We start from the raw sequence: 14,329 nt of genomic DNA on the forward strand, positions 1-14,329 counted from the left end.
AGCTTCCTGGGTCCCTGCGGCCTCCGGTCCTCCCGGATCCTGAAGTCCATTGCCACCCCTGAGCTGGGGTGTTGCAACGACCACTAGAACCTGAGACGTTGCTGGGGCCCTTGCATGCGCGGCGCCGAGGATGGTGAGGACTGCGGCGACGGCGCTGCCGACGCCAGCCGGTCGTGCAGCCGCTGACGTAGCGCGTTCTCGGCTTGCCGCATCACGGGCGTGAGAGCCTGGCGCCGCTCCAACTCGGCGGAGATCCGTTGGCCTTCCTCGCGCAGCCGGGCGACACGCTGACCCGACTGCTGTGCCGCCGCCTGCGCGTAAGCCTGGTCCTCCTGGGCGGCTGTCCGGGCCCGTTCGATCAGCTCCGGCGGAGCACCCTGCTCGATCAGCCGTTGGACCGGATCGACGGAGGTGCGGGTCTCAGCAGCGTCTGGGGCTGTTTCCACGGTCGCCCGGGCGATCCGGTCCGCCCGCGCTGTCAGGACCTCGTCGGGCGTCAGCAGCAGCGGCAACGACGAGTCAGGGGTGATCGGCGCGGTGGACAGCGTCTGCAGCAGCGGGCGCACGGCCGTGTGCGCGAGGCGGGCCGGGCTCTGCGGATCGGGGTCCATCGCGGCGACCGTCTCGGCATCGACGGCGACCTGCTGCAGGACTGGTATCGAGGTCGCGTCGATCTGACCGCGTACCGCCAGCTCCACTACGACCTGCTGATGCAGTCCGAGCCAGTCGGCCACCTCCTCCGACGAAAACGGTCGGGCAGGGGGCCGAGGAACATCGGAAAGAAGACCGCTGAGGATCGGTCGGTCCTGGCGGTCGGCTGACGGACCGTCGGCGGTCGAGAGGTTCTGGGATCTCGCCGCCGCGGCGGACACCCCCGGGCCCTCCTGGGCGGGTGCTGGCGTGCCGCCAGGCTGGACTCGACGTAGGTCGGCGAGGCTCTGGGCGCTGGTGCGGATCGCGTCCTCGGCCGCTCGAAGAGTAGGGCTCAGGGCGGCGCGGCGGTTGAGCTCAGCCCGGATTTCTGCCGCGCGCAGCGGGTTCTGTGGGATGTCCGGCTGGCTCAGCCTGGCGTCGATCACGGCGTCCGGCACGAGGAAGAGGGGACGCTGTCGCTCGGCCCCCTGGCGGGCCCACTCGAGCACTTGGCTCAGGCCGCTCTGGATCGCCTCCGCGTCGAGGCGCGGCTGGCTGGCAGCCGCGCTCGACATCGGGATGATGGCCTGGGCGTCCTCAATGGCGAGGCTCAGCCCCTGGTGGGTGGTCGTGTTGACCTGCCCGGTCGCGACGAACTGCAAGATGACGTCCTGCTGGCGTGCCAGCCAGCCGTCTGCCTCCTGAACTGGCAGCGGGCGCGCCCGCTCGGCCAGGACGGCATCTGCGGCCCCCGGCGGATGCTGCATGTTGCCATCGGGCCGGCGGGTGTTCACGAACAGGTCAACGCCGGTCCGGTTGGTGACGATCACCTTGTGTACGTGGGGGCTGTCCTCGGCGGCGGCCACGGTGATGGGGATCGCGTCATAGGAGGCCTTGGCCCACTCGGGCCATACCCACCGGCCGGGCTCCGCGCCCGGCGCCAGGAAGCGGTACAGGGCGTCGAGCCCACTGCGTTCCGCGCGCACCGCCAGGGCGACGATCCACACCTCGTGGCCACCGACGGATGACTGGGCATTGCCTAACGTTCCGTCACGCCGGCCAGTCGCGAAGAAGCGGGCGTCGGCGAGTACCGCGTCGGGGTCGCGGAAGGTGCCCTCGGCGACGAAGGAGTAGCCGTGCTCGACCGCGTACGCGAACGCCATCTGCATCCATGCGGTCTGCGCTTGCTGGGTGGCCGGCACCATGGCTATGGGGTCAGTGGCCATCAGCTCCCGGAACTTCGGGTGGAACTGGCGGAGTTCGTCACCGGAGAGTTGGATCACGTCGCGGTCGGCGTTCTGCTGGCGGATGGCTGCCATCGCCCGGCTCTTGCCGGCTGCCGGCTGAGCGCCGGTGAGGATCGCGACCGGCCGGTCGCTGGGGCGCCGGCCGCGGAAGAGGTAGTCCACGACTCGCGTCGCGAAGCGCTCTTGCAACTGCTCCGCTGTGAGCTCGTAGGGGGTTGGATCACCCACGACGCTGGTCGTCCAGCTTGTGGATGGCGGTCGTCCAAGCGGTGATCTTGGCGATCATGGCGGCCCGGTCGTGGGCGTCGACCGCGTTCTTCTCGTCTCGGAGGTCGAGAACCTTGTTCCACCAGATCCGCCGTTCCTCCTCGGTGGTGGCGTCGTCCGAGAGCTTCACGTAGCGGGACGACAGCTGGGTGGCGGTCTCGGCGCACATGTCGTAGACCACAGACGTGGGCAGGTCGTCCGGAATCATGGTCGGGCTGTGCTCGGTCATTCTGCTCCTTCATAAGGATTCGGGGATCGGGCGATCGGTGACGTCCTGGTCGTGCTCTCAGGTGTTCTCAGCGACCTCTGGCATCGCCACGGGGTGTGCGGCGGCTGTCTGTTCGTCGTGCTCGCGCAGCATGCGCATGATGGTCGCCGGGGAGGGGTGCTGGCCCTTCTTGGCGCCCTTGGTGATGACGAGACGGGCCGCGATCTCGCGCAGGCTCAGGTCCTGGTTCCGCAGGTGCAGCGCCATGGCGAGCATGTTCTCGTCGGTGACGCTGGCCCCGCCGATCGCCTTGCCTCGCTTGCGGGCCGCCTCGTGGCCCTCCAGGGTGCGGTCGCGGATGTACTCGCGCTCCATGCCCGACAGTGCGGCGAGCACGGTGAAGACCACGCCGCCCGGGTCGTGGGAGCCCTGAAGCTCTCCGGTGAGAAACTCCAAGCCCACGTCGCTGGCGCGCAACTCTTCGGCGAGCGTGGCGAGGTCGATGCCCCGGCCGAGTCGCTTGTGCTCGTGCACGACCAGGGTGACGCGGACACCGGACGCGCGGATCTCGCGGGCGAGCGTGACGGCCTTCTCCAGCTCCGGCCGCTTCGTGGCGCGGGTCGAGATCTTCTCGGAGAACACCCGAGTGACCCCGGCGGCGGCCAAGGAGTCGAGTTGCGAGTCCAGGGACTGGCGCGCGGTGGAGGCGCGGGCGTAACCGATGCGGATATGACCGACCGGCTTGGCGCCGGCCCCGGCCGGGCGCGGCAGCTCCACCCAGGGCGTGCCCGGCTTCCTCACCGCGGGGACGGGGACGTTCAGTGTCTTCGCCAGTGAGGGCACGAGCCGGAAGCGGGCCGTGTGGTACTGGATCGCCACCCGGCCCTTGGCAGTGCGGCATGGCGAGCCCGCCGGGGCGGCGCAGGTGGACATGGGGCAGTCGTGCGCTTCAACACGCTGGTAGTCGTCGCTCACGTGATCACTGTTTCATGTGTCTGTTTCATTTGTCCACATTTGAAACGACCCATGAAACAAGAAACGTGCAGCATGATCGTCGCCGCGCCCGGTGTTTCACGAGCGCCACCTAGGAAACGGCCTCTGCGTCTGCGAGCAGGTCCCTGAACGCCTGTGGAAGATCATCGACAACGGGACCCGCTGCGTGACGTGGACCACAACGCTGATTCGGTGAGAGTTGCCAGCCTCAACTCCTCTGCTGTGGGAGTCTGCCTTCAGCTCTCGTCGGGACCACGCCCGACAGGCGGCTCGTGACCGCCGGAGGGCACGCAATGTGCTGGCCCGCCCTAGCCAATCCGAGCGGGTGAACCGCCTGGTAATTGCAAGATCACTGGAGCGGTCGATGCGCGTTGCGGTAAGCCGCCCCGTCAGTGCGGACGTTTGCACACTGATGGAGCATCTTCGTGATTCGCCTGTTCTTCGAGGCTCTGCCCGAGTTCCTTGGCAGTATCTGCGCCACCCTCGTCTGCACCATCAGCGCCTGGACAGTTCGTAAGGCCCGCAACCGTGCCATCACTCGGACCGAACAGACGACTCCTGACGAGGAGTAACGGACAGGACGAGGGCCCGCGTCATCTTCGGCGCGGCCCTCGTTTCCGGCTTTAAGGAATGGCGTTCAGCGGCAGAGGCCGCCCGTACGATGATCACCGTGACTGCCCGCCGCACCCTTGGCACCGGCCCCGAGGCTCCCCCTCAGGGCATCCGCGCCGCAGAAGCCGACCTTCTCGACGTACTGCCCGGTGTCCATCTGTCAGACCTCAACGAGTTGCGAGCCCGCGGAGTCCTCGGAGCCAGCTCCGCAGCGCCGCCGTCCGCGCGGCGGATCCTCGGACCGGGCCGCACAGAGGACACCGTCCCGGAGTCCTCCGGCTGACGTCACCGTGCAGCCCGGCTCGCCAGCGGGACAGCGCTGCCTGGAGCCATCTACTTCGGGGTAGTCAGGGTGTGCTGGAGATCACAGATGGGCCGTACTGTGCTGGGGGCGACTTGTTGGGCAGCTTCATGCCGGGGCCTCCGTGAGCGGCTGGTTCAGCGCCTCATAGCCGGTGCACTCCGGCTGTACCGGACGGGCGGTCACGGTCAGCTCCGCGGGGTGGGGTCGGCGTCGCGGGCCGTGTCCAGGTGGGAGGCGTTGCCCTGCTCGTCCACCTCGTACGGCTGGAGGCAGACGTGGCACTCCGTCACGCCGTCGTCGTCCTGGTCGTCGTCGACCGGGAGCGCCGCGCCCCGGGCGGCCTGCTGGGTGGACACGAGGCGGGTGAGGGCCTCGCGGAAGACGGGCACGTTCCCCGCGTCCATCCGGTAGGCGATGTTCTGGTGCCAGCTCGGGTTGTCCGGGTCGGAGACGGGGCTGATCGGCGCAGGGGTGCCCTCCGGCCACCAGCCCGCCTTCACGCCGCGCGGGACCGCGCGGGACAGGGCGACCGTCGGCCCGTTGAGCCTGCCGACCACGGCGCGCAGTTGGTCGGCGTCGAGGTAGCCGTCACCGTCCACGATGACCATCTCGGCGAACCGGCGGGCGCCGGCGGGGAGGGAGCGGAGGTAGCGTTCGGCACGGTCGACGGTCCAGCCGGTCTGTACGGTTGCGACGGTCAGCTCGGCGCCCTGCTTGGCGGTGAGCGCGAGCACCTTCTCGGCGAATTCCTCGCTCGCACCCTCAATGGTGATCTTCACTGAAACCTTTCGAAGGATTCTTACCCGGTTCTCCCGGGTCTCCACGGGCAGTGTGCTGCACCGAATCCCCTTCCATCTAGACCGGGGAGAAAAAGGATAGAAATCTAGATGCGATCGGGTGATGTGACCACGCCGACCCCATGGAAAGGGCCCGACCTCCGCAACCACCTCGGGCCCTTTCCATGGGGGTCGGCGTGGTGCGGGCCCGGCGGCGTCGCCACGGGCGGGCCGTCCTCACCGGGTGAGGATCGGTCCGACGATGGCGGCCACCACGGCGACGCCGGAGAGGCCGATGACCAGTGGCTCGCGCGTAGCCGGGTGGCGGTAGGCGAGATAGGCGAGGCCACCGAAGACCAGGGCGACGACCAGGACGAGCAGCAGGACCACGAGCAGGGCGAGCGTTGACACGACAAGGTCTCCTTCACGGACAGGGATGCCGCACACGGGCGTGTGCGGGCGGGAGCATGGGCAGGTCTCACCCCTTGCGTCTCGGGGTGAAGGGCGGACAGCGCCGGGAGTATGCGGGGGTGGCGAGTAAGCCGCGCAAGCCTGTGCGGTCACCCCAGCGGGCGGCTGGCGTCATCACTCGTCAAAACGGCCCCTGAGCTGCGCGTTCTACGGGAATGAGCAAGAGGGCCCGGGGGCTTTGGCGCATGGCGGGCTAGCCGCGCAACCCGCCAGTGCGTGACGAGGTTCACAGGCGAGGATGGCGAACTCGGCGTCGGCGAGGGGGCGTGAGCCTGCGTCAGGCCGCCGAAGAGCTGGAGCGGCGCTGCGCGGCACGGCGCCGCTGTTCGGCGGCGAGGCGGTGGACCTTGCGGCGCACCCGTTCACCGAAGGCCTCCGGCTCGGGGACGCCGGCCGCGGTGGCGGCCTCGGTCCAGGTGGTGCCCTCGCCCTCGGCGTACGCGAAGACCACCGCGCGTTCGGCCGGGTCGAGGCCGCGCAGTACGCGGTTGAGGCGTTCGTCCTCGAACACCCCGCCCACAGTGTTCACCAGGAGGCCGACGTCGGTGGCGACCAGGTCGTACAAAGACAGCCCGCCCAGGTCGGCGTCCAGGGACAGCACCCGCCCGTGCCGGGTGCCGCGCCGCCAGAGCGGCACCAGATGCCGGTGCAGGGTGCGGGCCTCCGCCCTCAGGGCGCCGAGTGCGGCGGTCGGCAGATGCCCGGTCTGCCACAGTGGATCGCACCATGGGCCCAGGAGGGCGGTGGAGGTGGCCTCCCGCCACCGCTCGCTGCGCGGCAGCACCAGCACCCGGCCGGTGACGTGATCGGTGGAGTCCGTCATGACGTCCGCGTAGGTGTCGGTCGTCACGCAGACGCCGACGGGCGGCCAGGCGCCGCAGGCCATACCGCGGGCCCCGATGGCCGCAACGAGGTCCGGATACGGATCGGCCCCCTTCTTGTAGTACCAGTGCTGCAGAGACCCGCCTCTGCCGCGAGGATCTTCGCTTGGCTTTGCCAGGCGGACGCCGTCAGCGGTGGAGACGATGAATTCCTGCTCACCGAATTCCTGCTCACCTCCGGCGGGGCGCCCTGGGAGGACGTGGTAGCTGGCATGGGCCGATGCGGGGTCTTGGGTGGTCACGGCGGTGCTGCTCCTTGTGGGAGGGGATGCTTCACCTCTCGGTCCCGGGGAGCGGGGCCACCGGCAAGGAATCTCCGGGACACGGGTGTGACATGGGTCACGGTGCGGGGGCGGGGGTGTCCTGCGAGGCGAGGAGGGTGGCGAACTCGCGGTCGGCGTCGGCTGCCCGGGCGCTCTGGACGGCGTCGGCGCGGTGGGTGTCGGCCCGGTCGGGGTCGAGCGTGGCCAGGTGTTGGAGGAGGGCGGCCGTTTCGTCCTGGACGGCGGCGCGGCGGCGCAGGGCGTCGGCGCGGTCGGCGGGGTCCTGGGCGGTGTGGAAGTCGCGGGTCAGGTCCTCGGTGCGGGTGCGCACATCGTGCAGGCGGTGCCGGGCGGCGTCGGCCTGTTCCTGGCGGGCGCGGGCGGCCTCCCGTTCGGGGTAGCGGACTACGTGCAGGGTGCTGCTGAAGACGGTGCACGGGTTGTCGTCGGCGCGGCGGGCGTAGGCGAGGTCGAGGGCGACGGCGGCCGTGCGGGCACTCTCGCCGGTGCCGCCGCTCAGGGCGCGGCGGCCGTTGGCCCGCCAGGCGTCGACGGCGGGGCCCCAGCGCCCGGCGGCGGACTGGCGGGTGATGCCGGCGGCCTCGCCGATGGCGCGCCAGCTGGCTCCGTCCTCGCGTTCGGCGACGGCGGCCTGGCTGACGAGTTTGTCCAGCCACTCGCCGAGCTCCAGGGCGCGGCGGACCCGGTCGCCGGGCGGGGCGTCGGGGTCGTGGGCGAGGAGTTCCAGGGCGAGGTCGCTCAGCCGCTTGGCATACAGGCCGTAGGAGACGACGGCCTCGTCGCGGGGGCCGGTGGGGATGGTGGCGGCGGCCTCGGAAGCATCGGTCATGGGCGGCAGGCTACCGCTGCCCGGACGGTCCGTCAGGCCAGCCTGACCTGGGCGAGCCGTCCCCTCGCACCTGACGCGTACTACCGCCGCGTTGGCACCTGCGCCACCCTGATGGGCAGCTCCGTCCGGACGGCAGATTCGTGCCTTTTCTTCTTGCCCATCTTGCAGGGGAAGGTTACACCTGACGTTTCTATGCGTCAGGCGTAGACATCCCATTGCTGCTGGGCGCGGTGTCTCTGCCGTGTGCCCCTCCGGCAGGGCCCGGCTGACGGGTTTGCGGGTATGTCGGACCGGGGTATCTCGGCTCGGATAACGTGCCATATCCGAGGCGACAAACCAGACATGAGGAGTCGTCAACTTCGCTCCCCAGGGAGGGCCCGAAAGTGTCGAACCAGTCGACATGTCGAGCCACTCGACATACTGTGTGGGGCATGGACTCCACTGTCGACCCACTCGATACCGAACCGACGGACGTGCGCGGCGCCGCCCTGGCCGCCCTGCGCGGCTGGGCCACCCGCCGCGACCGCCTTGCCGCCAACCGTGCCGACCTGATGGCCGCCGCCTGGTGGGCAGGCACGCGCACCGTCGCCGAACTTGCCCGCGCCGCCGACGTCTCCCGCGACACCGTCTACGACGACCTGCGCGCCCGCGGCGTCGAACCCACCGACAAGACCGCCGAACCCGCTGGCGCCCTCCCGCCGTACGCGCCGCTCACCGCCGAGCCGGTGCGGGAACTCGCCCGGCACGCCTGGTCCCTGGTCCGGCCCGCAATGCTCACCGAGCGACCCGACTGGTTGGCAAGCGCCGCCTGGCACCTGAGCATCGCCCTGGACCGGATCGGCATCCTGCTGGAGGACTCCGCCGACCCGGACCGGAAGGTGGACGCGGGCGAGAGTCTTCTCGCGCAACTGGCCGCTGCCCAGGAGGCCGCGCAGAAGCACTGGGCCGAACTGGACACCCCCCACAAAGAGCACCTGATGGCGTTTCGGACCGCCGTACCCGTCGGGGGCGAGGGCCAGGCCGTGATCCACGGCGTCGACCTGACCCTCGGTCACCCCGGCTCCCAGGAGACTTCCAGCGTCAGGTTTGATCCCGATCCCTTCGAGCCCGCCGGGTGGACCGCCGTGAGCAGCGACCACCCGCATCTGGAATCCCAGCTCACCGCCGCCGACCGCCTGGCCATCCAGACCGCCGTGCACACGCTCGGCCGCCTCCTCAACCGCCGTCTGTACCCAGACGACAGCGGCGGCAGCGACCCGGCGGTGTCCGAGCCCGGCCCTGCCGTTCCTCCCGTGCGGTTTCAGACGGACACCGCGCCACGACGACGAGGAGCTGAATGACGTGCTGCCTGACCCCGAACTCATCCGCGGCGCGGCCACCGCGACCGAGACCGAGGAGGAGGAGATCACAGAGTGACGACCGCCGAGGAGTATGGGACCGATCTGGAGCCGGTGGACGTGGTCGACGCCGAGCTGGTGGACGACGACGCCCCGGGCGCCGGCGAGGTCGCCGTGCCCGATCCGGTGGCCGCCGTCCTCGCGGCTCTGGAAACGGACGCTCAGGCCCATCTCCGCCGCATCCGGCCGAAGAAGACCCGGGACGGCTACGCCCGGGACTGGGAGGTGTGGCAGGAGTTCCATGCCTGGCTCAAGCGGCAGACCGGCACGCCCCTGCCGCTCAGCTCCATCACGGTCGGCACGTTCGTCTCCTTCGTGACCTATCTGGACCAGGTGGTCGAGGCGCCGCCGAACACGATCGAGCGCCGCATCACCGGGGTCACGTCCGAGGCCCGCGCCCGCGGCTACACGGTGCCCAAGGAGGCCACCGAGGCGGCCCGCCGGGCGTTGAAGCCGCTCAAGCTGGACGAGAAGCGGATGAAGCGCGGCCGTGGCAAGGCGGCCGCCATCGCCCCCGCCGACCTGCGGACGATGGCCAACGCCCCGCGCGAGCGACAGCCGCAGCCGACGGCCCGGCGTCGCACCGTCTACCGGGTGCCGGAGCTGGCCCGGCTGCGGGATCAGGCCTTGAACTCGTTGAAGCTGGCCGTGGCCGGGCGCAACGAGGAGATGTCCCTGCTGGACGACGCGCACATCGAGGTCGTGGACGAGGGGCTGAGGGTGACCGTCCCCTCGGTGAAGGGCCGTCCGCCCCGGCCCGTTCCCGTCACCTACGGCGAGAACCGCGCCTCCTGCCCGGTGCGCTGCTGGCTCGCGTGGAAGGAAGCCAAACTGGCTGCCGGTGCCGCCCCCGACGGCCCAGCGTTCCTGCCCGTCGACCAGTGGGGCCACCTGGGCACCGCACGGCTGTCGCCGGACGGAGTCGGCCGCGCGCTCGCACGCTGCGCGAAGTACGCAGGCCTGACCGGACGCCGGATCACCGGCCACTCCGCCCGGCGCGGCCTGGTCACCACCGGCATCAAGAAGGGCAAGCGCATCGACAAGCTGCGCCGCCAGGGCGGGTGGTCCGCCAACAGCCCGGTGTTCTGGGAGTACGTGGACGAGGGCGAGATGTTCGAGGACGCCCCGACCGAGGGCATCGGCTTCTGACCAAGGAAGTCATCTGCGGCGGCGGCCGGCGGGAGTTCCGTCGGCCGCCGCCGTTCCGGGTGACCGCTGTCGCCGATCTCAGGGGATTGTCGGTGGCAGCCGGTACCGTGTGTTGCACACGGCCAGACGCGTACCGCCGTTCGCTGCCGCCCGGCGCCCACGCCGCCGGGGCATTGTCGGCCAAGGTCTCTCGGGGCCCGCGGAGTTTGAAGTCTTCTGCCTGTGGCTTGTACGTGGTCGGCGGGAGCGTGGGGGAACCGCCGCGTCTGGAGTACGCCATGCCGAAGAAGCAGTCCACCGCTAGCAGGAAGGCCCGCGGTGCCGCCCGCGAGGGCGAGAAGTTCACCACCGCCCGACGCTGCCATGAGACTGCCCAGGTGTCCCTGGCTGACCTGGACGCGCTCGGCGTGGCCGACGCCGAGCGCCATGCCGCCTCGTTCGCCGAGGACTAGCTGGAGCTGGGAGGTTCGCACCGCGCGCCTGGAGCTGCGCGAAGTCCAGCTCTGGGAGGAATGGAGGGCTGGGCGGGAACTGCGCGAATGGTCGGCGGTAATCGAGACCCGTGCCGCCGCCCTGAACGCCGAGGACGCTTGGCACCGACTGTCGCTGTACATGCGCCACCCACTGCACCGCGGCGGCGACCGGCCGCTGCTGCATTCGACGTGGGAGATCGGTCGCCCGACGCCGCAGGAGCTGGAGGAGCGCGGGCATCGCCGCGAGCTCGCGCCGATCGACCCAGCCGAGCTGACCGAGGGCGAACGCCGACGCCTGGAAGCGGACTACCCACGCAGCGTATTCGCGCACCTCGGCACGCGCGGCGTGCACTACGGCCCCTGGGAGCAGGCGCACAGAGGATCGAGCAGGGCCCCGGGGCGGTCGAGAGCGACGGGGAACACGGCCCGCTGCCCGAGGGGGTCGAGCTGACGTACTGGCGGGCTCACTGCCGGGTGGAGTTCGTGGCCGGGCACGACGAGGCCTCCGCCCGCGAGCGCGCGGAGGAGCTGACGGCCACCGTCATCGACCGCGCCGGACGACCCATCGGTAGCGTGGTCGAGGTGGAACCCGTCGTCGGGTTCCGCAACGCCATCGACGGCCGGTGGATGCACCCGGCAGCCACCGGCCCCAGCCCCGGGGCGGTACCAAAGGAGACCCGCAGACCATGTGTCACCCCATCCCGCCATCCGATCCGCCCGCGCTGATCGAGGCCCTGGCCGTCTGGGGCTGGGCTGTCCAGCACGGCGACATCCCGCTCGACTGCCGTTTTGACCAGGGTCCGGGAGCGAGGCGATCGGGGCAGTCGCGGCGGCGGTCGCCGGCGGTGCCGTAATTCGGCTGGCCCTCATTGAGTGCGCTGTCCAAGGGGCGGCGAGGAGCCCGGCGACGGCCAGGCCGCCGATGATGTGCAAATCGTCCCGGTAAGCACGCTCACGACGAGCCCCCGCGCGGTTTCGCCAGCCATCGTCGGCCGCTCGCCTTGTGTCCCGTTTTGCTCGTCGGCGAGACGGATCACTTTGGGGAGGCCCCGTTCGCCGAACGCTGCCGGGCCCCGAGGTGCTCCGGACGGCGCCACGGCCTCGATCCACGTGATGCCCGTCTCCTGCACCCGCGCCAACAGGACTGCCACCTCGGCCGGATTCAGCGGCTTTAGCAGGGAGACGTGTCGTTGATCATTCTCCGGGGCTCTATCTCGTGCAGACCATCTGCCCGCTGAGCAGGCCGTGCAGACTCCGGCTGCCGCCCAGCCGCGTGGGGAGTGAATTGGGCGTCCCTTGAACCGCAAGCGAGCCTCTGAGGTCGCAACTACCGTGTGACGAGCCAACAAGCCGTCTGCGGAATCCGTCCAAGATTTATTGCCGCTCAGGGCATCTGCCGAGACCGAAGAGGTGAAGCTGCTGATCCGAACCGAGGAGCCCACCGTGCCTGATCTCCCCACCGCTGCTGCGTCGTCCGCACCTGTCCTCATCAAGCCGGTACTCCCACCGATCCCACCGCTGTGGTACGTCCAGAGCGACGAAGTTCGCGTCCGCGCGAGTTCCGGCGGAATCCACAAAGAGACGGGCCGTCCGTTGGGAGCCTTCCTGTACGAGACCTCCGACGGCGGCCTCGTACAGCGCCATCCACGGGACATCATCCGGGAGCCCGCGGTGGACGCTGTCATGGCCGCCCTGGAACCCGAGTCCCCTACCACCCTCCCCGGTGCCACGGTGCGGCTGCGTGTTGGCGAGAACGCCCGCTACAACACGGACTGGGTCAAGGACTCCGAAGGACCCGTTCCGGACCTGATGGCGGCGCTGGAAGCACGCGCTGACGCGCTCCGGAACCGACAGGACAAGGTAGAGAACTTCGCCGCCCGCGTTCTGGGGGTGAACCGGAGTACACGCTGGGGCGAGGCGGTCTCCACCGCCCTGATGGGCGACTGGACCAGATCGCTGGACGAGCACGGCCATCTGCAACCGGAAGCCCTTGGCCAGCTGCGCGCCGAGGCCCGCACCCTCCACCGCCAACTCGTCCCATTGTGGCGCCGACGCGTACGGCGCTCCCGACTGCTACTCCTGGACGCCCCGCTCGGCGACGGTCTGTGCCTCTACGACCTCGTCACCGACCGAGCCAACCTCTCCGACGCCCTCCTCGGCACGGCCATCCACGACGACCGCCTCGTACGGATCGTGCAGCACTTGACGCCTGAGGAACGCCTGGTCGTTGTCGCCTTGGCCATCGGTGATGGCACCACTTGGACCGAGGCCGCTGCCCACGCTGGCGCCTCTGACCCGGCTGCGTTCGGTGAACGAGTCCGTCGCAAGACCCGCCGCCTCGCCGTCCGGGCCGCAGAACGTCGCACCGCAGCACACGCCACGACTGATTCCATCCTCGGCCGGGCGGATCCACAGACACGGTAATTTCTCTCGATCTGTCCGTTATCAGCAGGGGGCACCTTCCCTCGGCCCATCAACCGTGGAGACCCACCGTGCCTATCGAAGTGTGGCTACTTCTTCCGCTCGCCCTCCTGCTCGGCCTCGTCTGCGCCACTGTCGTGTGTCTTGTCGCCCTGAGCTGCGCCGACCGAACCGACATCGTCGCTGTCACCAGGGAACTGCCGGATCTCGTTGCCATCTTCCTCGGGACTATTGCTCACCGTACGTGGGCCGCCGAGGATTTGATCGACTGGGAGACCGCGGTCGTCCGGATGGCCTGGCCGGGCGACGACGCGGTCAATGAGGAACGCTGGGATGCGCCCGCCGACTGGCGGATGCGCGAGTACCTGCTGCGCCGCCTCGCTCTGGCCGACAGTCACGAGGCCACTGAGGATCTCCTGCTGTGTCACTGCGCCGAGCAGATCGACCCCCGGATTCGCAACGACGAGGACTGACCGTGGTGCCTGGGTGGCGCCCATCCCGGGTCAGGCGCCGCCCAGGGCCCAGCCGCCGTCCTGCGGCACCGCGAAAGCGAGCGTCCAGGGCTTGTGACCCGAGACGGTGCAGATCGCCAACAGGCGGATGGGAGAGGTGCTGTAGCGGTCGCGCCACCTCTGCTCCCCGTCGGCGCCTTCGTACCAGGAGGGCCGCGGGGAGAAGTCAACGGCGAGCCGAGTGCGGCCGCCGGGGAGGAGAGGGAACGCTGGGACCGCCCGGCCCAGTGCGTCCGCGTCATCGACTCCGGGCCTGAAGCGGTACGGCCCCCAGATGACTTCCGCGGCTTCTGCGGCCTGCTCGGGTGTCAGAGTGCCGATGAGGTGGGGTGGCCGAGAGCCGTCGAAGTCATCCTGAATGCGCAGTTCGATGTGGAGTTCGCCGAGCTTGGATGGCCCCTCGAAGCGCACGTACAGCACCTCATGGGGATCCGCCTGGAGTTTGATCCGGAGCTGGGGCGTCAGTTCCCTGTGCCAGCGCTCCTGCTCGATCTGCGCGACGGTGGTCGCCGTCTCGTTCGCGTTCCAGGCCGCCCTGTTCGCCTCACGAGAGGCCTTCCATGCGCCGTAGGCGGCAACGCCGGTGAACGCTGCCGAGGCCGCGGCTATGGAGGTGTCGAGGATGCTCATGCCGGACTGTATAGCTCAACCTCGCGAGCACGTGCCCCAAGCCGGACGGCGCACGTCGGCGGGTACCGGGGCAACAAGCAAGGAGAGGCGCACCGCCCCGCCTGTCGGGACACCGGCTATAGGGAGTGGCGCCGGGGCGCGTCCCAGCTAGACGAGTAAGTCCTATGTCCTGGGCTGACGATCAGGCGTGAACAGAGGGTGTTCAAGATCATGTTGTGACGCAAGATCTGAACACCCTCTTG

13 protein-coding genes are annotated in these 14,329 nt (G+C 69.9%); 5 read left to right on the top strand and 8 right to left on the bottom strand.

Going from position 1 to position 14,329, the window contains the following annotated elements:
* Window positions 1–83: 83 nt before the first annotated feature.
* From ACH4ZX_RS39580 to ACH4ZX_RS39610, 7 genes are all read right to left on the bottom strand, one after another.
* Complete coding sequence (locus ACH4ZX_RS39580; protein WP_398283667.1) at window positions 84–2,108, bottom strand: zeta toxin family protein; 2,025 nt, start codon at window positions 2,106–2,108, stop codon at window positions 84–86.
* A complete protein-coding gene (locus ACH4ZX_RS39585) occupies window positions 2,101–2,376 on the bottom strand; it encodes a hypothetical protein (protein ID WP_398283669.1) in 276 nt (91 codons plus the stop codon). Before ACH4ZX_RS39585 ends, ACH4ZX_RS39580 begins: the two co-directional genes overlap by 8 nt.
* 57 nt (window positions 2,377–2,433) lie before the next feature.
* On the bottom strand, window positions 2,434–3,330 hold the full coding sequence (locus ACH4ZX_RS39590; RefSeq protein WP_398283671.1) for a recombinase family protein: 897 nt from the start codon (window positions 3,328–3,330) through the stop codon (window positions 2,434–2,436).
* A gap of 1,119 nt (window positions 3,331–4,449) precedes the next feature.
* Window positions 4,450–5,043 carry a hypothetical protein gene (locus ACH4ZX_RS39595; RefSeq protein WP_398283673.1) on the bottom strand — a complete coding sequence of 198 codons (594 nt, stop codon included), beginning with the start codon at window positions 5,041–5,043 and terminating at the stop codon, window positions 4,450–4,452.
* A gap of 234 nt (window positions 5,044–5,277) precedes the next feature.
* On the bottom strand, window positions 5,278–5,451 hold the full coding sequence (locus ACH4ZX_RS39600; RefSeq protein WP_398283675.1) for a hypothetical protein: 174 nt from the start codon (window positions 5,449–5,451) through the stop codon (window positions 5,278–5,280).
* A gap of 337 nt (window positions 5,452–5,788) precedes the next feature.
* Window positions 5,789–6,634: a hypothetical protein gene (locus ACH4ZX_RS39605; protein ID WP_398283677.1), complete on the bottom strand. Its 846-nt coding sequence runs from the start codon at window positions 6,632–6,634 to the stop codon at window positions 5,789–5,791.
* Window positions 6,635–6,731: 97 nt separating this feature from the next.
* A complete protein-coding gene (locus ACH4ZX_RS39610) occupies window positions 6,732–7,505 on the bottom strand; it encodes a hypothetical protein (RefSeq protein WP_398283679.1) in 774 nt (257 codons plus the stop codon).
* A gap of 431 nt (window positions 7,506–7,936) precedes the next feature.
* Here ACH4ZX_RS39610 and ACH4ZX_RS39615 point away from each other — a divergent pair, with 431 nt between their 5' ends.
* From ACH4ZX_RS39615 to ACH4ZX_RS39635, 5 genes are all read left to right on the top strand, one after another.
* Window positions 7,937–8,845, top strand: coding sequence for a hypothetical protein (locus ACH4ZX_RS39615; protein WP_398283681.1), 909 nt, complete (start codon window positions 7,937–7,939; stop codon window positions 8,843–8,845).
* 72 nt (window positions 8,846–8,917) lie between these two features.
* Window positions 8,918–10,051: a hypothetical protein gene (locus tag ACH4ZX_RS39620; protein WP_398283683.1), complete on the top strand. Its 1,134-nt coding sequence runs from the start codon at window positions 8,918–8,920 to the stop codon at window positions 10,049–10,051.
* Window positions 10,052–10,329: 278 nt separating this feature from the next.
* Complete coding sequence (locus ACH4ZX_RS39625; RefSeq protein ID WP_398283685.1) at window positions 10,330–10,503, top strand: hypothetical protein; 174 nt, start codon at window positions 10,330–10,332, stop codon at window positions 10,501–10,503.
* A 1,431-nt stretch (window positions 10,504–11,934) separates the two neighbouring features.
* Window positions 11,935–12,948, top strand: a complete 1,014-nt coding sequence (locus ACH4ZX_RS39630; protein ID WP_398283687.1) for a hypothetical protein — start codon at window positions 11,935–11,937, stop codon at window positions 12,946–12,948.
* Window positions 12,949–13,016: 68 nt separating this feature from the next.
* Window positions 13,017–13,418 (top strand): hypothetical protein, encoded by a 402-nt coding sequence (locus ACH4ZX_RS39635; RefSeq protein WP_398283689.1) that lies wholly within the window; start codon window positions 13,017–13,019, stop codon window positions 13,416–13,418.
* A gap of 30 nt (window positions 13,419–13,448) precedes the next feature.
* On the opposite strand, the gene ACH4ZX_RS39640 is transcribed toward ACH4ZX_RS39635, so the two are convergent.
* Complete coding sequence (locus ACH4ZX_RS39640) at window positions 13,449–14,087, bottom strand: hypothetical protein (protein WP_398283691.1); 639 nt, start codon at window positions 14,085–14,087, stop codon at window positions 13,449–13,451.
* Window positions 14,088–14,329 lie beyond the last annotated feature (242 nt).

It is taken from the genome of Streptomyces sp. NPDC020490 (assembly GCF_044335305.1).
Classification (GTDB): Bacteria; Actinomycetota; Actinomycetes; order Streptomycetales; family Streptomycetaceae; genus Streptomyces.